General features: G+C 58.7%; 17 protein-coding genes, 8 pseudogenes and 1 other annotated feature. Of the genes and pseudogenes, 18 read left to right on the top strand and 7 right to left on the bottom strand.

Annotation, left to right across the window (positions count from 1 at the left end; translation table 11 throughout):
• Window positions 1–88: 88 nt before the first annotated feature.
• A protein-coding gene (locus tag AC6H34_RS33915; protein WP_497542039.1) for an IS3 family transposase occupies window positions 89–1,356 on the bottom strand; the annotation gives its coding sequence in 2 pieces (ribosomal slippage) (window positions 89–1,071 and window positions 1,071–1,356; 1,269 coding nt in all).
• Window positions 920–1,075 (bottom strand) — a sequence feature (AL1L pseudoknot). Its footprint overlaps the gene before it by 156 nt.
• Before the next feature lie 328 nt (window positions 1,357–1,684).
• Here AC6H34_RS33915 and AC6H34_RS33910 point away from each other — a divergent pair.
• On the top strand, window positions 1,685–2,326 hold the full coding sequence (locus AC6H34_RS33910) for an LpxL/LpxP family acyltransferase (RefSeq protein ID WP_497542038.1): 642 nt from the start codon (window positions 1,685–1,687) through the stop codon (window positions 2,324–2,326).
• A gap of 59 nt (window positions 2,327–2,385) precedes the next feature.
• The gene (locus AC6H34_RS33905) at window positions 2,386–3,465 is read left to right on the top strand and encodes an IS5 family transposase (protein WP_497542037.1); all 1,080 of its coding nucleotides are present in this window, start codon (window positions 2,386–2,388) and stop codon (window positions 3,463–3,465) included.
• A 464-nt stretch (window positions 3,466–3,929) separates the two neighbouring features.
• On the opposite strand, the pseudogene istB reads toward AC6H34_RS33905, so the two are convergent.
• Window positions 3,930–4,508: pseudogene (gene istB / locus AC6H34_RS33900) on the bottom strand (IS21-like element helper ATPase IstB); the annotation flags it as partial.
• A gap of 449 nt (window positions 4,509–4,957) precedes the next feature.
• On the opposite strand from istB, the gene AC6H34_RS33895 reads away from it, so the two are divergent.
• Window positions 4,958–5,737 (top strand): hypothetical protein, encoded by a 780-nt coding sequence (locus tag AC6H34_RS33895; protein ID WP_497542036.1) that lies wholly within the window; start codon window positions 4,958–4,960, stop codon window positions 5,735–5,737.
• A gap of 241 nt (window positions 5,738–5,978) precedes the next feature.
• Window positions 5,979–6,410, top strand: a pseudogene (locus AC6H34_RS33890) (SDR family NAD(P)-dependent oxidoreductase); the annotation flags it as partial.
• Window positions 6,411–6,593: 183 nt separating this feature from the next.
• Here the strand turns inward: AC6H34_RS33890 and AC6H34_RS33885 are convergent.
• Entirely contained in the window at window positions 6,594–7,229 is a 636-nt protein-coding gene (locus AC6H34_RS33885; protein WP_497542035.1) for an ANTAR domain-containing response regulator, read from the bottom strand.
• The gene (locus AC6H34_RS33880) at window positions 7,226–8,365 is read right to left on the bottom strand and encodes a transporter substrate-binding domain-containing protein (RefSeq protein ID WP_497542034.1); all 1,140 of its coding nucleotides are present in this window, start codon (window positions 8,363–8,365) and stop codon (window positions 7,226–7,228) included. Before AC6H34_RS33880 ends, AC6H34_RS33885 begins: the two co-directional genes overlap by 4 nt.
• Before the next feature lie 386 nt (window positions 8,366–8,751).
• Between AC6H34_RS33880 and AC6H34_RS33875 the strand changes: the two genes are divergently transcribed.
• The 10 genes and pseudogenes from AC6H34_RS33875 to AC6H34_RS33830 all read left to right on the top strand — a co-directional run bounded on the left by AC6H34_RS33875 (window position 8,752) and on the right by AC6H34_RS33830 (window position 18,448).
• Window positions 8,752–9,597, top strand: a complete 846-nt coding sequence (locus tag AC6H34_RS33875; RefSeq protein ID WP_497542198.1) for a nitrilase family protein — start codon at window positions 8,752–8,754, stop codon at window positions 9,595–9,597.
• 38 nt (window positions 9,598–9,635) lie between these two features.
• Window positions 9,636–10,784: a substrate-binding protein gene (locus AC6H34_RS33870; RefSeq protein ID WP_497542033.1), complete on the top strand. Its 1,149-nt coding sequence runs from the start codon at window positions 9,636–9,638 to the stop codon at window positions 10,782–10,784.
• Window positions 10,785–10,843: 59 nt separating this feature from the next.
• Window positions 10,844–11,677, top strand: a complete 834-nt coding sequence (locus AC6H34_RS33865; RefSeq protein WP_497542032.1) for a branched-chain amino acid ABC transporter permease — start codon at window positions 10,844–10,846, stop codon at window positions 11,675–11,677.
• Between the two features lie 115 nt (window positions 11,678–11,792).
• A complete protein-coding gene (locus AC6H34_RS33860) occupies window positions 11,793–13,418 on the top strand; it encodes a branched-chain amino acid ABC transporter ATP-binding protein/permease (RefSeq protein ID WP_497542197.1) in 1,626 nt (541 codons plus the stop codon).
• The gene (locus AC6H34_RS33855; RefSeq protein ID WP_497542031.1) at window positions 13,411–14,118 is read left to right on the top strand and encodes an ABC transporter ATP-binding protein; all 708 of its coding nucleotides are present in this window, start codon (window positions 13,411–13,413) and stop codon (window positions 14,116–14,118) included. The genes AC6H34_RS33860 and AC6H34_RS33855 overlap by 8 nt, the downstream gene beginning before the upstream one ends.
• 11 nt (window positions 14,119–14,129) lie before the next feature.
• A pseudogene (locus AC6H34_RS33850) lies at window positions 14,130–14,468 on the top strand (amidase family protein); the annotation flags it as partial.
• Window positions 14,469–14,669: 201 nt separating this feature from the next.
• Window positions 14,670–15,443 carry an SDR family oxidoreductase gene (locus tag AC6H34_RS33845; RefSeq protein WP_448150434.1) on the top strand — a complete coding sequence of 258 codons (774 nt, stop codon included), beginning with the start codon at window positions 14,670–14,672 and terminating at the stop codon, window positions 15,441–15,443.
• A 133-nt stretch (window positions 15,444–15,576) separates the two neighbouring features.
• A complete protein-coding gene (locus AC6H34_RS33840; RefSeq protein ID WP_497542030.1) occupies window positions 15,577–16,965 on the top strand; it encodes an aldehyde dehydrogenase family protein in 1,389 nt (462 codons plus the stop codon).
• A gap of 2 nt (window positions 16,966–16,967) precedes the next feature.
• Entirely contained in the window at window positions 16,968–17,234 is a 267-nt protein-coding gene (locus AC6H34_RS33835) for a hypothetical protein (protein WP_497542029.1), read from the top strand.
• A gap of 11 nt (window positions 17,235–17,245) precedes the next feature.
• Window positions 17,246–18,448 carry a low temperature requirement protein A gene (locus tag AC6H34_RS33830; protein ID WP_497542028.1) on the top strand — a complete coding sequence of 401 codons (1,203 nt, stop codon included), beginning with the start codon at window positions 17,246–17,248 and terminating at the stop codon, window positions 18,446–18,448.
• 102 nt (window positions 18,449–18,550) lie between these two features.
• Here AC6H34_RS33830 and AC6H34_RS33825 read toward each other — a convergent pair whose 3' ends face one another.
• A complete protein-coding gene (locus tag AC6H34_RS33825) occupies window positions 18,551–19,444 on the bottom strand; it encodes a helix-turn-helix domain-containing protein (protein WP_497542027.1) in 894 nt (297 codons plus the stop codon).
• A gap of 437 nt (window positions 19,445–19,881) precedes the next feature.
• On the opposite strand from AC6H34_RS33825, the pseudogene AC6H34_RS33820 reads away from it, so the two are divergent.
• Together AC6H34_RS33820 and AC6H34_RS33815 are read left to right on the top strand one after the other, a co-directional pair.
• Window positions 19,882–20,028, top strand: a pseudogene (locus AC6H34_RS33820) (IS6 family transposase); the annotation flags it as partial.
• Window positions 20,029–20,107: 79 nt separating this feature from the next.
• Window positions 20,108–20,218 (top strand): annotated as a pseudogene (locus AC6H34_RS33815) (transposase); the annotation flags it as partial.
• A gap of 29 nt (window positions 20,219–20,247) precedes the next feature.
• On the opposite strand, the pseudogene AC6H34_RS33810 reads toward AC6H34_RS33815, so the two are convergent.
• A pseudogene (locus AC6H34_RS33810) lies at window positions 20,248–20,451 on the bottom strand (transposase); the annotation flags it as partial.
• A 127-nt stretch (window positions 20,452–20,578) separates the two neighbouring features.
• Between AC6H34_RS33810 and AC6H34_RS33805 the strand changes: the two are divergent.
• Together AC6H34_RS33805 and AC6H34_RS33800 are read left to right on the top strand one after the other, a co-directional pair.
• Window positions 20,579–20,713, top strand: a pseudogene (locus AC6H34_RS33805) (IS3 family transposase); the annotation flags it as partial.
• 232 nt (window positions 20,714–20,945) lie between these two features.
• A pseudogene (locus tag AC6H34_RS33800) lies at window positions 20,946–21,329 on the top strand (IS110 family transposase); the annotation flags it as partial.
• Between the two features lie 198 nt (window positions 21,330–21,527).
• On the opposite strand, the gene AC6H34_RS33795 reads toward AC6H34_RS33800, so the two are convergent.
• The gene (locus AC6H34_RS33795) at window positions 21,528–22,292 is read right to left on the bottom strand and encodes a helix-turn-helix domain-containing protein (protein ID WP_497542026.1); all 765 of its coding nucleotides are present in this window, start codon (window positions 22,290–22,292) and stop codon (window positions 21,528–21,530) included.
• Window positions 22,293–22,570: the final 278 nt, after the last annotated feature.

Below are 22,570 nucleotides of genomic sequence, written 5' to 3'. Positions count from 1 at the left end.
ACGATGCCACTATCAAAGGCGGACTTTATATGTGCAGCTATAGTACTAATGAACCGCGCCGGGTTTGCCGGAGGCGTTTTTGTTTAAATCAGGCCGCAATGGCGGTCTGATTGAGTGAGGCGTAATAGCGCGCCTCTGCCTCGGCTGGCGGGATGTTGCCGATCGGCTCCAGCAGCCTGCGATGATTGAACCAGTCAACCCATTCAAGGGTGGCGAACTCGACGGCCTCGAAACTGCGCCACGGTCCACGCCGATGAATGACCTCGGCCTTGTAAAGCCCATTGATCGTTTCGGCGAGCGCGTTGTCGTAGGAATCGCCAACGCTTCCGACTGACGGCTCGATGCCGGCCTCCGCCAGCCGTTCCGTGTACTTGATAGACACATATTGGCTGCCGCGATCGCTGTGATGAACGAGGCCGCCGCCCTGGACAGGCCGCCGTTCGTGCAGAGCCTGCTCAAGCGCGTCGAGGACGAAGGTAGCGTGGGCTGTCCGGCTGACCCGCCAGCCGACAATCCGCCGTGCATAGGTGTCGATGACGAAGGCGACATAAACCATGCCGCCCCACGTCGAGACATAGGTGAAATCGGACACCCAGAGGCGATTGGGCGCCGGCGCCTTGAACTGCCGGTTGACGCGGTCCAGCGGGCAAGGCGCGGCCTTGTCGCTGATAGTGGTGCGGACCGGCTTGCCGCGAATGACGCCATGCAGGCCCATTTGCCGCATCAACCGCGCGACAGTGCAGCGCGCGACTTCAATGCCTTCCCGATTCAATTGCAGCCAGACCTTGCGCACGCCGTAGACCTCGAAGTTTGCGGCGAACACCCGCCGGATCGCCACCTTCAACGCCAAATCGCGCCTGGCGCGTCCGGAAAGCTTCATGGGATCGGCGCGTTTGGCGACATGGGCGTGATAGGTTGAAGGGGCGATCGGCAGCAGCTTGCAGATCGGCTCGACCCCATAGGCCCGTCGATGATCGTCGATGAACGCAATCATGACTTCGAGCGGCGGCCGAACTCTCTCACCCGACAGCTGAACGCTTGCATTCAGCGAAAGGGCTCCAGCGCAAAATAAGCCGACGCCTTACGCAAAATCTCGTTGGCCTGCTTGAGTTCGCGGTTCTCGCGCTCCAACGCCTTCAGCTTCTCGGCGACTTCGGTCGGAACGCCGGCGCGCTTGCCGCTGTCGACTTCCGCCTTGCTCACCCATTCACGCAGCGTGTGCGGTGAGCAGCCGATCTTGGCGGCGATCGACGACAGCGCAGCCCACCGTGAGGCGTGATCACCCTCGTGATCCAAAACCATCCGGACCGCGCGGGCGCGAACTTCAGGCGAAAATTTATTGGTCGTATTGCTCATGACGGCTCCATCCTATTTGGAAGTTGGAGCCTCCGGCAAACCCGGCGCGGTTCAGAGCGTCCTCGGTACTTTGTTCGCTCTTTTCTTCCAACTGCTCCAACCAATTGCCAAGTGCCGCCTCCTTGAATGTTCAAACGCGCCCGACTTTCGCGGCCGCAGTAAGTTATCCCCGCCACGCCAACGAGGGTACTGCGCGAGGTCCCACCCCACGAATGCAGGAGGCCTTTCGTGCTGGCGGCAGCAGGAGCAATCATAAAAAGCCATCGTGCGACCGTTGAAAATCGTAACGGCAAAGCGCAAAAAAGCGAAGCGGGGGCTTTGCTGAACCGTGGACTACCGCGTGAGTGTAAGACCCACTTCCGACAAAAGCTTCTCAAGGCGCCGTCAGCTCCGTTTTAAATATGCGGTGGAATATGTCGCCCTGCGCGCCCTGGTTGGCTTCTTGCACATGCTTCCTCTCGATATGGCCTCGTGGTCCATGGGAGTGCTATGGCGCCTGATCGCTCCCAGGCTGAAGCGCCATCGTCGCGCGCTTCGACAGCTGGCAGCTGCCTATCCAGACAAGAACCTCGGTGAGATCGAGGCCATCGCGCGGGAAATGTGGATGCAACTGGGCAGGACCTTCGCTGAGAGCTTGCTGATCGAGCGCCTCATTCGGGCCGGGCGCATCGACGACCAGACAGGGCCTGTTCTGGAGCCACTAAAGAAGGCCGGCGTCGCCATTGTTTTCGTTTCACTGCACATCGGTAACTGGGAGCTCGCAATTATTCCTGCTGTGTCAAGGGGCATCAAGGCAGCCGGCGTATACCAGCAAATGAAGAACCCCATGGTCGATGACTATATTGCTCTCGCCCGTCGGGATCGCTATCCGCGTGGTCTCTTCGCCAAGAGTGCCGCCGCAGGGCGGCGCCTGCTTCGTATCGTGCGCGAAGGCGGCTCCGTCGCAATGCTAGCTGGAGACCCGCATTAACCTCGCGCGGCCGGTGATTTGGTGATTCTATGCTCCCGTCATGATCTGGAGGGGGGACAATGGAGCAGCGGTCGCTATTCGGGCAGTCGGAGCATCTTGAAAGGCTGAGCAAAATCGGCGACCCGCTGGAGGTTCTGGAGGCGACCGTCGACTTTGAGTATTTCCGCGGCTGGTTGGTCGAAGGGTTGGGCTATGGCGACGGAGCTAAGGGCGGTCGTCCTGCATTCGATCCGGTCTCGATGTTCAAAGCGCTCATCCTTCAGGCGCAGCACAATCTGAGCGATGCCAGGATGGAGTTCATGATCCGGGATCGGCTGTCCTGGATGCGGTTCCTTGGGTTTGATCTTGGCGGCCCGACGCCGGACGAGAACACGATCCGGCTGTTCCGCAACAAACTGACCGAGACCGGCACGCTGAAGCGGGTGATGAAGGCGTTCGACTGGCAATTACAGAAGAAGGGCTACATCCCGATGTCGGGCCAGATTGTCGACGCATCCCTCGTGCCGGCGCCGAAGCAGCGCAATACGGACGCGGAGAAAGAGGCGATCAAGGCCGGCAAGACGGCGAACGAGATCTGGCCGAACGAGCCAAACAAGGCAGCACAGAAGGACACCGATGCGCGTTGGACGCTCAAGATCGGTGGCAAGATCCGGTATCGGCCGGACGGCACGCCATTGCCTCAAATCGCGTTGCCAGTCTTCGGCTACAAATCCCACATCGCCATCGACCGGCGCTTCGGCTTCATCCGGGAGGGTGCGGTGACGTCGGCCGCGCAGGCGGACGGACGGATGCTGTCGCGACTGGTGACAACGCACAATACCTCCTCCGAGGTCTGGGCCGACAGCGCCTATCGATCACAGAAGAACGAGAAATGGCTGGCTTCAAGGATGCTGGTCAGCCGCATCCATCGCCGCAAGCCGGCGGGCAAGGCGATGCCGCAGACTATCGCCCGGGCCAATGCCGCCAAATCGTCTATCCGTGCCCATATCGAACACGTCTTCGCGCATCAGAAGAACAGGTTCGGGCTGTTCATCCGTACCATCGGGCTGGCGCGGGCCGAAGCGAAACTCATCCTGGCCAACATCGCCTACAACTTCGACCGGCTCATTTTCCATGAACGAGCCAGAGCCATGGGCTGAATCTGTCTGGCGTCGGCAAATCGCCCCGACATCGCTCTCGGCGACGCGCTCCGACGCTCAAAGGCCGCATCCTCAATCGACCGAGATGCCGCAATCCGGCCCCAAACCTAACCGTCGGCTCATTCCGCAAGGGTTAATGCGGGTGTCCAGCTCTTACAAAACCAGTTTGCCAGACTAATGGTTCATTCATGAGAGCTCGATGCTGAGACCGAATGTCCTCTTCCGCCGGTGAGGTGGCTCAGCCCACACGACACGACCTGGGGGCTGCTCGGGTGGACCGACGGTTCGCGCGCCATGATCGAGGAGTTCGAGGTGTCAAATCGCGTTCAAAGGTGTCCCCATTTTCGCGTTGAATGTTAGCTCCTTTGGGCCAAGGCGCCGCGGTGCTTGAGCTGCCCCGGCGTAGCTGGTCGGGGTTGCGCAGCCGGGGCAGCTCCAGCGTCCAGATGACGCCTTCGTAGCGCTCACCCGCGATTTTTGAAGCGCCAGCTCTCATTGCCGGTTTCGACGATGTCGCAGTGATGCGTGAGCCGATCGAGCATGGCGGTGGTCATTTTGGCGTCGCCAAATACCTGGGGCCAATCGACGAAGGCCAGGTTGGTCGTGATGATGATAGAAGTATTTTCGTAAAGCTTGCTGATCAGGTAGAACAGGAGCTGGGCGCCTGCCTGGCTGAAGGGCAGATAGCCCAGTTCATCGATGACGACGAGGTCATATCGCAACAACGTCTCGGCCAATCGTCCACTCTTTCCGGCCGCCTTTTCCTGCTCGAGTTGGTTGACGAGATCAACGAGATTGAAGAAGCGGCCTCTGGCGCGCGAGCGGATGATCGCGGCAGCAACGGCTATCGCCAGATGGGTTTTGCCGGTTCCCGTGCCGCCGATCAGGATTAGGTTACGCTTGGCCTCGATGAACGCGCCATCGGCAAGTTCCCGGATCAGTCCCTCATCGACCGGTGTATCGGCAAACACAAAGGTGTCGATATCCTTGAGCACGGGGAATCTGGCGCCTGTAGTACGGTAGGCCTTCCTGCAGCATCGGCGTCTGCAACACCAAGAGGACGCGGGGAAAAAAACGAACGAGGGAAGGACCGCCCCAACCAACCCTCTCAGCCATCAGGCGCGCTGTCATCAAAGCGCTATACCCGACCAAATCCTTCCATCGATGTCACAACTGCCGCTTCAGCGGAGCGTCTCCTTGAATCTGCCAAAGTAGTGCTAGCAGCCGAACCCCTGTTCCCTGCCCTCTCCTGGCTGCTGGCGAGTTCGCACCCGCGCGCTCGATGCGCGGACGTCAGGCATCCTGTCAATTGGCTTAGGCGGTGGCCGAAACAGCTCTACCGTGCGCAAGTAACCATCGTTTGCCGACTTTCGTGACCTGCCGGCGTGACCTCAGCGTGAATTCACACACTGGTTTAGTGGTTTTGATGCCTCTATCCCCTTGCGTGCGCAACCCATCGGTCTGAAGCTTCAAGAAAGTCGAGGGGAACGCTATGAGCGAAACTAGCATTCGTGCGGAGATCGTCAAAATAGTACCCTCACTTCTATGGTTCGGAGCTGCAATTTGGGCGCTTTACCACTTCTATGGCCCTATCACGACACTAGCGGATAGGGCGTCCTCCAGAGATGTTACAAAGATATCGATTGCCCAAATACAGATAGAGTTTGCTCAGGCTCAGATCCTATTGGCGAACGGCGCGGGGGCGATCAAGACGCCAGATGAGTTCAAGCCGTTCGAAGCGCATATCAAGTCGCTGGGGGAGAAACTCGCTGGTGCGAAGATATTGTGGGTAGATGACAACCATCCTACCCAAAACTATTTCGAGCGACACGCCTTCGGCGCAATAGGCATAAGTATCGACATGGCGAGGACAAACGATGAAGCATTCGATCTGCTAGCGCTTGGCTCCTACGATGTGATTATATCGGATGCTGACAAATCCCCGGCACTCGTGAACGGCAAGCTCATGCCGAACGGCAATGAAAAGGACAACGACGCAACCTGTTTTGACCTACCTCTGCCTAACGGCGCAAATGTCTTGCAACCCAAGGGATCAGGATGCGCACTGCTGCATAAACTGCATGAAAAGCTGGCCGATCAGATGCCGCCAACGATTATTTATGCCGGGCGTTACCCCGAAAGTTGGGGCACTCCACCCTATGCCTTTGGTCGAACAAATCGGGTGGACCGGCTTCTCGAATTTGTGCTTGACGCCCTTGAGCGGAGGAAAGTCAAGCCAGATGATCCGCAACCGGTTGCGCACCCCACTTAGCCATTTCAATGCAAAAAAGCGCCGGGGCGCCTTGTAGCTTCAGGACAGGACTGCGCAATACCCGAAATGCCTGTTTCCCGGCTCTCCCGAAGTCCTGAACGGCCATTCCGGTCGGCGTTGCTCGGGAGCCGCTCTTGGCGGCCCCTGCCTGCGTGCGCGGGCGTGACCCAGACATGAAAAAGCTCGGCGCCATAGCCGGGCTCTATGTCGTTTAGAAGAGCGGCAAGGCGGGGCATAGCGGATCCTGCCAGCAATGCGCGAAGCGAAATGGGGGAGGGTTATCAACATCTCCAGCCTCGCAGCTTTGATGCCACCATCCAAACGACCGGACTATGCGGCAGCCAAGGTGGCCATGATCGCGATGACGGCCTCCCTCGCAAAGTCAGTGGCGATCGATGGCATCACGGCAAATACCGTTTCACCTGGAACGATCCACAGCGTCAGCCTCGACGAGGCCTTCCGAAAGGTGGCTTCGAACCAGGGTATCGCGGCTGATGCCCCGTGGAGCGAAATCGAGCAAACGGTGCTACCAATGTTCGCTCAGGTTCCCATCGGCCGGGTCGGAACGCTTGAGGAGATTGCCGATGCCATCGCATTCCTCGTCAGTCCGCGAGCCAGCTACATAACGGGTGCGAACCTGAGACTTGACGGAGGGATGTGGCCGGGACTTTAGCCTTTAGGGATGTCCGGTTTGGGTCGAACTTCTGGCACGGAAATCAATCCGTAAGCCAAGGGCTACATAGCCTTACTTTAAGTGCGACAGTCCCGCCGCCGAGCAAACCTGCTCTTACTCAAAAGCTTCCATGAGATTGATTTTCCGTCAAGCCTATTTATTAATCAAGGTCGCCTCGTGTTCTTAGTCTCTCTGAGCGCTCGGCGTGACCATCAGTCCAAAGCTGCGAATGGCCTCGTGCGCCGCAATGACACTCTCGGCAATGGACGCCATGGTACAACGTTTTGCCGTCGCCTGGTCACGCAGCATGCGATAGGCACTGTCCTCATCGATCTTGTTGAGATTGGCGAGGAGTTTGACACCTCGGTCGACCAGCCGACGGCCCTTCAGCGTCTCCTCCAGTTTTTCGACCTTGTTTGCAAGCCGTGTTTCATAGCCATGGCGATAGCGAGCCAATGCGAATTGGGTGAGAATGCCAAGTGGCCGCAGGGGCTTGCTCACGACGCCGTGCGCATTGAGATCGGTAATTGCCTTCAGGGATGTCGGGCTTTCATAGGTGACGATGGCAATGACGGCTGGATTTTGCTCCTCAAATAGATCTCCCAAGCGATCAATAGCCGTTTCGTCGATGTGGACGAAGACGGTGTCGATATCGGGTGGAAGAGAAGGAGGAGGGGGCCAGGCGGCCTTCACTTCACATCCCAGTCGTTTCAGATGACCGATAAGACCGGCACCATCCTCGTCCCTCGGATGAATGACGAGAACCTGTGCCCGCCGTAATTCGTCCAGGATTTTTTGTGCGCCCCGCTGTGAACTCATGCCTGAAGCCAGGTTTCTTCAAAGCGCGAAGTAGCCAGATAGGGATCCGGGCGAACCGGGCCTGGCGCTTCCCATTCTATCTCGAACAGGCCGTCCTCCCGCGCGACGCCAATACGCGGTGTCAGCCAAAGGTGTCGGGTCTCACTGTCGAAACTGGTCTTGCCGTCGGGGCCGTGGAAATCCTCAAGCAGAATCGCGCTCGAAAGCTTATGGGTATCGAGCGTGCCCGCGCGTTTCAGAGCGCGGGCGAACAGATGCATCTGGACATAGGCTGGCTGCGACCAGACGCTCGTTGTGGCGTCTTCGCCAAATCGCGTCTTGTAAGCCCTGACGAATTGCCGATTTGCATCGCTTTCGATGGTCTGCAGATAGTTGGCGCCAAGAATATGGCCCGTGCAACGCGCGGGACCGATCGTTCTGATTTCACTTTCCGCCATGGTCAGGCTGGCGATCGGGCACACGTTTCGGTCAAACCCCGCATCGGCGTACATCCGGTAAAATTGTTGCGCCGACTTACCAATCACCGTCGAAAACACCGCATTTGGGACTAGTCGTTGAATGTCTCCAACAACCGCTTCCAGCGCCGTCTTGTCCGCTTCGAGCGGAATATAGAGCTCAGCGACGACCTCCCCGCCTTTGGATTCGATGATGTCCCGCATTACCCGGTTTGATTCACGGGGATAGATATAGTCGGCCCCGACAAGGAAGATACGCTTGCCGTAACGCCGAAGGATGAACTCCGCCAGCGCAAAGGTATTTTGATTCAGCGTAGCACCGGTGTAGATGACATTCTCGGAATACTCGAAGCCCTCATACATGGATGGGTAAAAGAGCAGACCGTTGTGCCGTTCTATGATCGGCAACACCGCCTTCCGGCTTGCCGACATCGAGCATCCAAATATGATGTTGATCTCTTCTTCCGTCAGCAACTGGCGGGCGAGCGCCCTGTAGGTCTGGTTGTCCGCGCCCGGGTCGTGGATGATCGGCTCGATCGGCCGCCCAAGGACGCCGCCGGCCCGATTGATTTCGTCGATGGCAAGCAGCGTCCCGCATAGGTGCTCTGTTTCCGTTACCGACGTGATGCCGGTACGGGAGAAGAGAACGCCAACCCGCCAAGAGTCATTCATACCGGCCATTTCTCGTCATCCTCACTCTCCGTTGGCTGCCAGGCGTTCAATAGGGTTGCGGGGATGCTGACTGCCTTAGTCGGTGAGCATCGGTCAAGTGCAAGCGATGGCATGTATAGGCCGAGATAGCAATTCTCCTAAACGTGCCGTTGCGTAGCTAAGGGGCGAGCTCGAAAGCCGAGGCTAGGCCGGCAATTGCCTCTTAGACATGCGATTGGAGTGTTAGCTCGCTTATTTTATGGGCTTGACGCTCCACGCGGTGTCGTGATTGGCTATGAGCAAGAGCAGGAATGCTTGGCGGCAAGATTGCCGTCTTCGAATATGAGGCTACGCAGCCCTTGGCTTACGGATTGATTTCCGTGCCAGGGGCTTTTTGCGTTTTGGAGAGTCCTGGTTTGAGTTACGAGACTTCATCACGGGGTGGGATCCGGATTGCTGCCCTGCAATTCGAGCCGAGGATTGGCGAGCCTGCCGAAAATCTTGCGTCCGCGGAGCGGCTCATTCGCCGCGCCCATGCGGGTGGCGCCAAGATCGTAGTACTCCCGGAACTGGCCAACAGCGGGTATGTTTTTGAGAGCTCCGAGGAATTGGCTTCTCTGGCGCAAGAGGTTCCAGAGGGCGTGAGTGTGCAGCGCCTGGGAGCACTTGCTGCGGAATTGAAGATCCACATTGTGAGCGGTGTGGCCGAACGTGAGGGCGATGCCTTTTACAACACCGCCGTCTTCTGCGGTCCGTCCGGTTATATCGGCAAATATCGCAAGCTGCATCTGTGGAACAATGAAAATCGGTTCTTCGTCAAGGGTGACCTGGGCTTGCCGGTCTTCGAAACCCCGCTGGGCCGTATCGGACTCGCCATTTGCTACGACGGTTGGTTTCCTGAGACCTTCCGACAACTGGCACTGGCCGGTGCCGAACTTGTCTGCGTCCCGACGAACTGGGTCCCCATGCCCGGTTCCGAGATGCAGACCGAAACCATGGCCAATATCCTCCACAAGGCTGCAGCCCATTCCAACGGCATTTATATCGCCTGCGCCGATCGTATCGGGACAGAGCGGGGCCAGCCGTTTGTCGGTCGCAGCCTGATCCTTGGCCCTCAAGGCTGGCCGATCGCCGGCCCCGCGAGCGCCGACCGTGAGGAAATCCTCATCGCCGACGTTGACCTGGCGGGCGTTGCCGAGAGCCGCAAACTCAATGACTTCAACCATCTTCTCGATGACCGCAGGGGAGATGTCTACGGCTAGCCACAACTTCCAGACTGCTCATAAATAAGGGGAACAACATGAAATCCAGACTGCTCGCCATCCTTCTCACGAGCGCGGCGATCGCAACGCCGGCATTGGCTGCCGACCCGATCAAGGTGGGGGTCGCGGCCGGTCTCTCCGGAGCGAACAGCGTCGTTGCGCCCTCCGTCGTTCAGGCTGCTGAACTGGCCGTCGAGGAGATCAACGCCAAGGGAGGCGTTCTTGGGCGCCCGTTGGAACTGGTGATTGCGGATGACGCTTCGGGTGCAGCCGGGGCACAGAAGGCCTTCGACTCCCTGATCTTCCAGAAGGAAGTCAACGTCGTCGTCGCAATGGAGACCAGTGCCGCACGAAACGCCGCCCTTCCCATCGTCACCAAGGGTGATATCCCGTACATCTACACCTCCTTTTATGAAGGCAGATCCTGCAATCCCAACCTGTTCGTGGATGGATGGGTGCCTGAGCAACAGGTACCGCCGATCGTCGATAACTTCATCAAGAAGCAGAATGCGAAGAAGTTCTTTCTGATCGGTTCGGACTATGCGTTTGGCCGCGGGATGCTCGAATTCGCGAAGACCTATATCGGAAAATCCGGAGGCGCGGTTGTCGGCGAGGAATATCTGCCGATGGACGGCAGTGACTGGACAGCGATCATCTCCAAGCTCAAGTCCTCGGGCGCGGATGCCATCATCACGTCCACCGCCGGCGGTGCGCCGAACGTCACGCTCACCAAGCAGTTGCACGCCGCAGGTGTAGCCCTGCCTTATGGCAACCTGGCCGTGGACGAGGGGACCGCGAAAAGCATGGGAACCGATGCGGAGGGGATATATCTCTCGGCATCCTACGTCACGAGCATCGACAGTCCCGAGAACGAGGCTTTCCTAGCCGCGATGGCGAAGAAATTCGATAAGGACCTTCGGACGCCGAATGATCTCTCCGTCCCCCAATACGAGGGTATCTACCTCTACAAGGCTGCGGTGGAGAAGGCCGGCAGCACGGATACTGCCGCTGTGACCAAAGCCCTGAAGGAGGTTTCCTTCACTGGTCCGCGCGGCGTGATCTCGATGAGCAAGCAGCATCACGCGCCTCTGACCATGTATCTCGGGCAGGTGCAATCCGATGGCTCTGCCAAGGTGATCGACAGCTTCAAGGACGTCGATCCGGGCGATCAGTGTCCCAACCTCTGACCTTAACAGGCATGGGAGGTGAGGTTTGCCCTCACCTCTCGGTCCGCCAGGAAAATCCCATGACGCTGCTTTTGGATATCATCAGCACGGCGGCGATCCTGTTCATCGTCGCCTGCGGTCTTCTCGCCATTTTTGGCGTGCTGAAGATCATCAACTTCGCCCACGGCGCATGGCTTACTGTCGGGGCTTATTGTGCGGTAGTGGCCAACGAAGCGGGGATGAATCCCTGGCTCGCATTGCCCCTTGCCTTTATCGCCGGCGCCCTACTCGGCGGCATTACGGAGAATTTCATCGTCAGGCCCCTTTACCGGCGGCCGCTTGATGCCATTCTTGCCACCTGGGGCCTCGGTATCGTGATCGGCCAGCTCATCACGCTCTGGTTCGGCCGCGACGTGCATTTCACACCGGCCCTCCTTCCGGGCACGCTCGGTCTAGGTGGCGCAACCTATTCCCTCTACCGGCTGTTCGCGGTCGTCGCCGCTCTCGTTATCGGGATCGGCTTTACGCTTTTGCTCGAGGGTACGCGCCTCGGCCTGTCGGCCCGTGCGGTCATCATGAACGAGACCCTTGCGCGCGCGCTCGGCATCGACACAGCGAAGGTTCGGCTCCTCACCTTCATGATAGGGACGGGGCTGGCGGCTCTGGCGGGCGCGTTGCTCGCTCCCCTCGCGAGCGTCGACCCAAATATGGGCGTCGCCTGGCTGACGGGCGCCTTCATGCTGGTCATGGTCGCCGGCTCCTCCTTTGGCGCCCTGGCGGTCGCATGTTTGGTTTTTGGTGCCACGCAGGTGCTGGTCAGCACTTATTTCAGCCCGATCCTCGGCGGCATCACCATTGCCGTCCTCTGTGCCGTGACACTGCGCATTCGCCCCAGAGGATTTGCCCGTGCCTAAGAAATTCGATATCCGGCTTGTCCTTCTGTGCGCTCTCGCGATTGCGGCGCTTTTCTTGGTCCTGCTCGGTCCGAGCTTTCTCGGGCGCTTCAGCCTGAATGTGCTGACTCGTTCGATGATCTACGCCATGCTGGCGGTGACAGTCGATCTTCTATGGGGGTATGCTGGCGTCCTCACCTTTGGACAGGCCGCATTCTTCGGTGCTGGCGCCTATGCCACGGCAATGGTGCTCACCCATATCGGCTCTACTCCGGGCCTCTTCGTTCTGGCCCTCGTCCTGGCGATCCTGGTGCCGTTGGTGCTGGGCGCCGCGGTTGGTTGGCTCTCCTTCTATCATGGCTCGACGCCGCTCTATGCGACGGTGATCTCGCTGGTTGTTCCGATCGTCGTCACGCAGATTGTCTTTTCAGGTGGAACCTGGACGGGCTCCTCGAGCGGTCTTGTCGGTTACGACACGCTTCCTTTGAGTCTCGCCGGCTATTTTCGATTGACGGGCCTGTGCCTCGTCGCGGTCGTGGTCCTGGCGCTGATTTTTGTCCGGTCGGATGCGGGTAAGCTGCTTGTCGCGGTTCGAGACAATGAAACCCGCCTTGCCTATCTCGGCGTGAACACGGCTCGGCTCAAGATAGCGCTCACGGCCGTTCTCGCTGGCGTGTGCGGTTTGGCCGGATTTCTCTACGCAAATGCGTCCGGTGTCGTGGCTCCGGAGAATACCGGCTTTGAGTTCGGTACCCAATTGGTGATCTGGACCGCCCTTGGCGGACGCAGCACGATTTTGGGTCCTGTCCTTGGCACGCTTGGGATCGACTATCTCAGTGCAAACCTGTCGGGCGACCTGCCGTTCCTGTGGCAATTGGTGGTGGGCGCATTCTTTGTCGGAATGATCATCGTTCTGCCGAAGGGCCTGGCGTCCCTGGTCACCAGCATTCTGCCCAAGGAGAAACGCGCAATGCGCCTAACCGCCTTTCCTCAAGCGGTGCAGCACGGCGATTCATCCCACTCCCTCCTGTCGATCCAGGGGCTCGGAAAATCCTATGGCAGCATGGCGGTGTTGACTGGGATCGACCTTAAGGTTGCGCCTGGCGAACTCGTGAGCCTCGTCGGTCCCAATGGAGCCGGCAAGACCACGCTGATGCGTTGCTTGTCCGACGGGACCGAGCCTGTGAGCGGCCGCATCGATGTGACAGGCCGCGATATTTCGGGGCTTCCGCCGCAGCGCATCGTCGGGCTTGGCGTAGGGCGGAAATTTCAGGTTGCAAGCATCTTCGACAGCCTGACCGTCGGTGAATGCCTGCGCATGGCTCGATTGCGGCATCAGCCTGCAAGCGCGGTGCGGTCGCTGTCCGATCTTTCGGTGCCAGAACCCGCCTTCGAGATTCTTCGTCTTACAGGTCTTGGCGAGATGCTCGATCGGCCGGTCTCCCTCCTTTCCCATGGCCAGCGCCAGGGCCTGGAACTTGCGATGGTCGTGTGCCTCGAACCGAGCCTTATTCTCCTGGACGAGCCAACGGCCGGGCTGACGAAGACAGAACGAACCACGATCGGGGAAATCCTCCGCAAGCTGACCTCCCAGATGCGATTTGGGGCCATCCTGGTCGAGCACGATCTCGATTTCGTGCGCGATATCTCCAGCCGCATCGTCGTTCTGCATCAGGGCAAGCTCGTGCTCGATGGGACAGTCGAGGAGGTCGTCAACTCAGAGACCGTTCGGACCATTTATTCGGGAGGGGCCCATGGCTGATCCAGTCAAGCTGAAGGTTGCCGGCCTCACAAGTGGGTATGGCGGCATCAGCGTTATCAAGGATGTCTCCCTGTCGATTGGGACGAATGAGATTTTTGCCCTTATGGGCAAGAACGGCATGGGGAAGACAACCCTCCTGAAATCGATCCTCGGCCTGGTGCGGCCGATGGCGGGGACACTTGAGGTCGACGGCATCTCCATCGGCGGCAGGACCGCCGCGGAATTGATTGCGTCTGGGATAGCCTATGCCCCACAGGAGCAGCCGCTCTTTCAGGATCTGTCTATCCGCGACAATCTGCGTCTTGCCTTGCATTCCGATCGCGAACTGAAGGCAGGATTGGAACGGGTCAGCGGCTACTTTCCGCTCCTGGGCAAGCGACTGGCCCAAAAGGCCGGCACTCTTTCAGGCGGTGAGCAGAAGATGCTCATTCTCTCGCGTGCTTTGATGCTGGCGCCGAAGCTCATTCTCATCGACGAGATTTCGGAGGGTCTTCAGCCCTCCGTTATCACGCAGATTGCGACGGTGCTCCGACAAGAGCGCGACCAGTTCGGAACGACCATCCTGATCGTCGAGCAGAATCTCGATTTCGCGCTCTCCATGGCTGATCGATGGGCTGTGCTCAAACTTGGAGCGATCGACGACACGGACGTGAACGGGCCGGGGAGCCGGGACCGGGTAATGCAGCACCTCAAAATCTGAGGGGGCGGCAGATGGAAAACCCGTGGCACGCCTTCCTCCCTTATCCAGAGGCCGTCGTTCAAAGTGCCGCTTCCGGAGCTCTCGCGGGCTGCCGGCTGGTGGTAAAGGATGTCTTTGACGTCGCGGGTTACCCGACAGGAGCGGGTAACCCATGGGTTCTCGCGGCATCCGGCATCAAGACGGAAACGGCTCCCGCGGTGGCGCGGCTCCTCTCGTTGGGAGCCCGATTTGTCGGCAAGACAATCACGGACGAACTTGCCTACTCACTGATTGGCCGCAACCTCCATTTCGGGACCCCGATCAATCCGAAGGCGCCCGAGCGCATTCCGAGCGGCTCATCATCAGGGAGCCTATTCTTAGGGTCGCTTGTCGGTAACTATTTCATTAAACAACATGGTCGGTAATCAAGTTTATCACAAAATGCTCCCCGATTATACAAAACGACCATGTTAACCCATTATTAGAATGTGCGTTTATATTCGAACAAAATGACGTTAGGTAACTCTCGCAGTTGAAATTTCGACCGCATTCTTCAGTAGGAGACCTAACGCGTGACGGATCACAGCATCAAGGGGAAGACGGCGATCATTGCCGGGGGCGGCAAGAATCTCGGCGGGCTGATTGCGCGCGACCTGGCGGCGCAGGGAGCCCGGGCGATCGCGGTGCACTACAACAGCGCGGCCTCGAAGGCTGAGGCGGATGCGACGGTGGCGGCGGTGAAGGCGGCGGGGGCCGAGGCGGTGGCCTTCCAGGCCAACCTGACCGCAGCAGGGGCGGTGGAGAAGCTGTTCGCCGACACGGTGGCCGCCATCGGCCGTCCCGACATCGCCATCAACACGGTGGGCAAGGTGCTCAAGAAGCCGATGGCCGAGATCTCGGAGGCCGAATATGACGCGATGACCGACGTCAATTCCAAGGCCGCCTTCTTCTTCATCAAGGAAGCCGGCAAGACCCTCAACGACGGCGGCAAGATCTGCACGCTGGTGACCTCGCTGCTGGGTGCCTTCACACCCTTCTATGCGAGCTATGCCGGCACCAAGGCGCCGGTCGAGCACTTCACCCGCGCCGCCTCCAAGGAACTGGGCGACCGCGGCATCTCGGTGACGGCGATCGGCCCCGGCCCGATGGACACGCCCTTCTTCTATCCCGCCGAGAGCCCGGAGGCGCAGGCCTACCACAAGACCGCCGCCGCCCTCTCCAAGTTCACCCCCACAGGGCTCACCCATATCCAGGACATCGTGCCCTGGATCCGCTTCCTCGTCTCCGACGGCTGGTGGATGACCGGCCAGACCATCCTCGTCAACGGCGGATACACCACCAAGTAGGGCGGGAGGGACGCCGGCAGGGGATCGACATCGCCCTTGCCGGCCGGCTCCGCGCTTCCGGGCGGGCGATCGGTGATCGTCTGGCGGGCCGCTGACCGGTCCGGGTCGGCAACCCTCAATGACGGAGAATACGATGGCGAACAGCTTTCAGCCTCTTTTCGATGCGCAGAAAGAGCATTTTCTGACCGATGCCACGAAGAGCTACGCATGGCGTATCGACCAACTCGAGCGCATGGAGCGCATGCTCCTCGACAACAAGGACGCGCTCTGTGCCGCGCTCTACCAGGATTTCGGAAAGCCGCCTTTCGAGCAACTGTTCGAGATAACCGTGCCGAGCGGGGTCATAGACTACTATCGCAAAAATCTGCCTGGCCTGATGGCCCCCCAGCCGGTACCGATCCCGCCGGGGCTGGAGGCGACCGGCAATCGCGGCATCATTTACAAGGAGCCCTACGGCGTCACGCTCGTCATCGGCCCCTTCAATGCTCCGATCCTGCTTCTGCTGGATCCGGCTATCGCCGCGCTCGCCGCCGGTAACCCGGTCATTCTCAAACCTGCGAACACTACGCCGGCCACCGCGGCACTTTTCCAGAAGCTGATACCGCGATATTTTGCGCCCGAGAACGTTGCCGTCGTCACGGGCGGACGCGAGGAGATCGGCGCGCTGCTCGAACTTCCTTTCGACTTCATCTTCTTCACCGGCTCTTCGGCCGTGGGCAAGGTCGTCATGCGCGCCGCTGCCGAGCATCTGACGCCAGTGCTGCTGGAACTGGGCGGGCAGAATCCAACCCTGGTCGATGAAACCGCCAATCTCGACATTGCAGTGGATCGTATCGCCTGGGGGCACAACGCCATTTCCGGCCAATGGTGCATCGCTCCAGGCTATGTCTGCGTGCATGAGAGCGTCGCCGATGTCTTCATCTCGAAGCTGAAGGCGTCAATCATCAAGATGTATGGCGAGGATCCGAGCAAGAGCCCGGATTTCGCCCGGATGATCAGCACGCACGACACCGAACGCGTCGCCTCCTACATCATCCCGGAAAAGGTCGTGCAGGGTGGGCGGTTCGACATCGAGGCACGCTATGTCGAGCCGACCATTCTCTATCCCTCCGCATGGGAGGATCCCGCCTTGCAGCAGGAGATCTTCGGGCCCGTGCTGCCCGTCATGCCCTATGGCGACCTCAACTCGGTGGTGAACATCATCAAGCGCAAGCCGAAGCCGCTGGCGGCCTATATCTTCAGCAAGAACCAGCAGACGATAGACTACGTGCTCGGCAGCCTCTCCTTCGGCGGGGGCTGTATCAATCAAACCAATCTTCATTGCTGGATCGACAGCCTGCCTTTCGGCGGCGTCGGCAACAGCGGCATGGGAAAATACTACGGCAAGGCCGGCTTCGATGCGCTGAGCAATACCAAGGCGATGCTAGTCGGCAATCCGGATATGGAACTCGATGTCTTTCCTCCCTATGCGGGCAAGGACATCGAAAAGAATCTGAGTGTGTTTTCCTCTGGGGAGGGCTGAGCGTGCATATGGCGATGGTGATCGGCGGTGGCGTCGTCCTGCTCGGTCTGTTTCTTCTGTTCGGCATGCTGTGGGGTGGGGACGCTTCGGGTCTTGCGCTGGCGGCGAAGGCGTTCGTTCCCATCTGGCTGGCCCTCTCGCTCGCCAATATGTGGGTCGGCGTGGCGATGGCCGGCTACTCCCTGCGCGAGGAATTACCCGTCCTGTTCGTGGTTTTCCTTGTCCCGGCGGTGGTCGCCGGTGCGACGATCTGGCGCCTGGCGCGTTGAGGAGTAAACCGATGTCCCCCGAGGCCACCGATCATCATCCCCTCCTGCGCCGCCGTGACGGCCACCATGCGCGCGTGACGAACGAGGAACTGTTCTTCGACCTCGTCTATGCCTTCGCGGTCACGCAGTTGAGCCACGAACTGCTGACCAACCTCAATCTGGTCGGCCTGATCGAAACCCTGATCCTGTGGTTCGCCGTCTGGCTCGGCTGGCAATACACATGCTGGGTCACCAACTGGTTCGATCCCGTCACGCCTCGCATCCGCGGGGCATTGTTCGCGGTCATGCTGGCGGCGATGGTTATGGCCGCGACAATTCCCGGTGCATTCGAGGAGCGCGGGCTCGTCTTTGCCTTTGCCTATGTGGCGATCCAAGTCGGGCGCACGACCTATATCGTCTGGGAACTCGGCCCCGATCATGCCTTGTCAGCGAACTACCGGCGTATGCTGGTGTGGCTTTTGATCGCTGCCGTCTTCTGGATTGCTGGAGCCTTCGTCGACCGCGAGTGGCGGATGGCGCTGTGGCTCATCGCTGTGGTCTGCGAATATGTATCGCCGATGTTCGGTTTTCCGGTGCCGGGCCTCGGGCGATCGAGCACACGCGACTGGACGATCGAGGGCGGGCATCTCGCGGAGCGCTGCCAGCTCTTCGTCATCGTCGCGCTGGGTGAGACTTTGCTGGCTACGGGCGCGACGCTGGCCGACACGCAGTCCTGGGACAGCGTGATCCTCTCCGCGATGCTGGCGACGTTTTTCGGCACGCTCGCCATGTGGTGGCTGTATTTCGGCACGTCGAGCGAGGATGCGACGGATGCGATAACCCATTCCGACGATCCCGGCCGTATCGGCGCCTATTTCCATTATGTTCACGCCGTCCTCATCGCGGGAATAATCGCGACCGCGGTGGGCAATGATCTGGTGCTGGCCCATCCCCACGACGGACTGAAGCTGGTCTATGCGCTTGCCCTGTCCGGAGGACCGGCGGTTTATCTGCTCGGCAGCGCGATCTATAAGAAGATCGTCTATGGGGTCGTTCCCGTGTCGCATGTCGTAGGCATCGTCGCGCTCGCCGCCCTCATATCGCTGTCCTATGTGGTCGATCTTCTGACCATGGGGTGGCTAACCACGATCGTCATGCTCGCTATCGGCTTCTGGGAAGGGCGCCTCATGCGCAGGCGCCGCCTTGTTTCCGACGCAGCCGAGCCAGCGCATTGAGCCCCACGTGCTGTGGGAGGCCGTCCTGTAAGTGCCGCTAGGCCCTATGCATGAAAGGCTGCGCCAGGTGGTGCGGCGCGGATGCTCGTCGGATTGACGGCGTCAAGCCCGGCCGTTTTGCATCGCGCGTATGAGCCCTGGTGTGGCGCCCCGCCATTGCTTCATGACGCGCGTGATGTGGCTCTGGCTCGCAAAGCCGCAATTTCGTGCAATCTGTGCGAGCGGCGTATCGGTCTCCACCAGCAACCTCTCCGCCGTCTCGATTCTCAGCTTAAGAAGATATTGATGCGGCGGCATGCCAAGAGCATGGTTGAACGAGCGTCTGAAGTGGCTCTGGGACAGGTTCGATATCGCGGCAAGTTCCTCGAGGGAAATTCGCCGGGACAGATTGCTGTGCATATAGTCCTTTATCCGCTTCAGGACATGGGGAGATAGCCCCGACGAGAAACGGCCTTCGGGTATTTCTGAAATGGAGGAGTATTTTCTTACGACGTGAATCCAATAGATATTCATGAGGCTGTCCAGATACAGCTCGTTCATGCCGTCGGTCGACTGCAGGGCGGGTTGCAGTAGCCTGCCAAGCCGGTGCAGTTCGTCGTCGCGAGAACCGGGGGGCGGCGGATGCAGATCCGGCAGCGATCTGTCGAAGTCCATCTCCGCCAGACTCCGGAGAGCCCCTCTCGGCGCACCGAGAATGATGTTGGTCTTCGCCACATTCCATTGTGCGGAAAAATCGGTATTTGCGGGAATGATCTCGAACGCTCCCACCGGGGAGGCGAACTCCGCCTTCCGGCTGCTTGCCAGGGCTATGATCCGTTGCGGCTGCGGCGTCAGGAGAATGAGGCCATAGACGTTGTCGATCGGGGCGAGAGTGATCGCCCCGGCCTCGGTTTGGGTGAGGGAGACTGCGCCAAGGTGCGAATTGAACTTGGACCCCCAGCTATCCGGTACAAATCGTAGTGGCATGGTTGCTTGCCGAAATGTTGTGCCGACCATTCTGTAGGGGCTTCGAGCACACAGATTGTGATCTGGATCAAAGAGATCCTGGACCTGTCATTCCCTTCACCGAAGCCTGCAGCCTTCGCAGATCCCCTAGGCGGCAACCTCGTGTCAGCCGAAACGAGCGATCTGCCGGGCGCGACGGGACAGTACTTGTTCACTTCCCGAGATTCACGAATTGCAACGAAGGAAATGATTCACATCAACAACACTACAGTACTCCACCCCCTCGTTATGTACGATGATTTTAAAGAAAGTGCCAACCCATCGATCTAAAGAATTTTTCTTCTCTTCAAAATTTTACCGAATGATTAAATTCATTGATGTTGACGTGAGACCCTTTCCTCCTTCGGTCTGAGGAAGAGTCCTGAGTTCGATTGATCCGAGACCATTTGCTGCACCGCCGGAGGGTAGAGTTTCCGGGCGACATGAGAATGGTAAGCCCCAAACCCAAACCGTTTTGCTATTTCAACTCGTCGCCGGAGGTCATCCGCCTCGCCGTGATGATGTACGTCCGTTACCCCTTGTCATTGAGGAATGTTGAGGATCTGCTGCATGAGCGCGGCATTGAGAGGTTTTGGTAGAACCGCTTTGGCCCATTGAACCGCCCCTAGATTCCTGGACTCCTTTTTCCCAAAATTTAGAGGCAAGGAGGCCCCGATGGGCAAGGCGAACTTCACCGAAGACTTCAAACGCGACGCGGTCCTTCAGATCACCGAGCGGGGCTATCCGGTTGCGGAGTTGGCCGCGCGGCTGGGGATCAGCAAGTACGGTAGTGTCCAGAATCTTTCGCACATTTGTCAGGCGATGGCCTCATTTTGGAAGACATGTGGCTGATAGAGCGGGCGCATGTTCATGTAGCATTTGGTCGACCATGCGGTTCCGGCAATGTGGCGCAACCGGGCGGCAGCGAGGTTGAGGCACGACTGGCCGTCCGGGAATGCGCCCACCACACGGGTCCGCCGGCGGATCTCCTTCATGATGCGCTCGAGCGGATTGGTGGTTCACGGATCCGGGCCTCATCGATCTGGATCACCTGACCCATCGCTTTCCCATCGTTCATTCCAGGCTCCTTGCTTTCTACAAGAAGCCGTCAATCCTGAAAGTGCGAAAGATTCTGTACGTTATCGCAAGTACTCGTTCTACGAGTGGAGGAAACGGTATGGCAAGCCTGCCGCCGCAGCTCGCGATGACGAACAGGCCGCTGAGGTCCGGCGGCTGAAACGCGAGCTGCAGCGCGCGACGGAGGAGCGCGACATCCTAAAAAACGACCACGGACTTTGGCCCACCTGTGCGCGGTAGAAACAGGGGCTGTGTTACCTTGCTGGCCGGAGGGGAGTTGCCGACTGCTTGTTGGAGGCGTTCGACCCCGTTAAAAAACGTGGCACATGGGCTGTTGCGTACTTGAGAGTGGTGACGCCGTCTTGGTGGCGATCCCGGTTAGGAAAATGACGAACTTGCGCGGTCCAGCCCCTCCCAGTCCATAAGAGGAGAAGCAATGCCCAAGACAGTGTCAACGAGCCCTCAGAGCCTCACGCGTATGAACCCCGGCGCCGCAGCGATCGACATCGGCTCCACAATGCATATGGCTGCCGTCAACCCGGACAGCGATGACAAGCCGATACGGGCCTTCGGCACTTTTACCCACAACCTTCATGATCTCGCCGATTGGTTCAAATCCTGTGGGGTGACCAGCGTTGCGATGGAGTCGACCGGCGTCTATTGGATTCCGGCTTTCGAGATCCTCGAAGAGCATGGATTTGAGGTGATCCTCGTCAATGCTCGCTACGCAAAGAATGTCCCAGGCCGGAAGACAGACGTCAGCGATGCGGCATGGCTCCGCCAACTGCATTCCTATGGGCTGCTGCGGGGAAGCTTTCGCCATTGTCCCGATCCCTGGCAAAGCCGGTATTCATCACGATCGTCTGGCAGGCCCCCAGAAATCTGTGACACTGTCGGCGTCGAAGCTACGATTTTGGCCAATTTGAAGAACAAATATAGAGCGACGGCTTTTCAAGGGGGATCATTCAGCGCTTGACAGCTCATCCTCTGCCTCTGTCCGTAACGGGATGCTCGGCCATTACACGGAAGGAAGGGGAGGCGCTTCAGCCTTGCTCTGCTCGCGATAAGCTTCTCGGATGGCGCTCGGTGTGGCGCCTCGATGCTGACGCATCACTTTCGTGACATGGCCTTCATTCGCGAAGCCGCATTGCCGAGCGATCGCGGCAAGCGTCAGGTCGGTTCCACGCAGCAGGCGCTCGGCCGCCTCGATCCGCAATTTAAGAAGAAACTGATGTGGCGGCATTCCAAGACTAATTTGAAAGGCCCGTCGGAAATGACTTGGTGACAGCTGAGCTACATCGGCCATGTCCGACACTTCGATGCGGCTCGCCAAATGGAGGCGCATGAATTTCTGCACTTTTCCGCTGATAGAATCCGACAGCCCCGGGTAACGATGCTGCCACTCAGGCGGCGAACTTGTGGAGTTTCTGGCCATGGTGTGCACCCAGTAGATATTCGCCAAGCTCCTGAGGTACAGATCATTCGCTGGATCCGTCGATGCTGGTGTTAGGCGCAGCAACTGTTCGATTAATTGGGCAGGTGTATCCTGCCCAACTGAGATGGGAGGAGGGATTTCCGCGCGATTTCGGGAACTCTCTGCGAAGCGCAGGCTCTGAACGGTCCTTCGCGAGCTAACAAAGATAATAGCAATCTTATTACGGGTCCTCTCATTTAGAGATTTGCCATATTCCAAGATGAACCGCGGCAGGGCGTGAGGGAACTCTCCCTTCGAATTAGGGTTATATAAAGTATCATCATTCACATAGTTCGAAGATTTCGGCATTTTCGTCCTACGCATTCACAGTTAAACATCTGTTTCTTTCAATTAGCGTCTTCTAGAAAGGCATTTCGCTTCGCCAGAACCCTCACTTACCAGACGCAAGAGCTTGTTTAGCGATGTTTATCGAGTCGAATATTAGGGGAGATTCGGGGCGATTTAAATAGTTCTGCGAAGAATATGCTCACTATATGAAACAAAAGCGCCGTTTGTGAAAAGATTCGCGCTTTTACCAAGCGTATTTTAGAGGCGATCACAAGTTATAACCGTCTCGTTGCCGTATC

This window comes from Labrys sp. ALF-8 (assembly GCF_059699065.1).
This window is presented reverse-complemented; position numbering and strand designations above follow the sequence as displayed.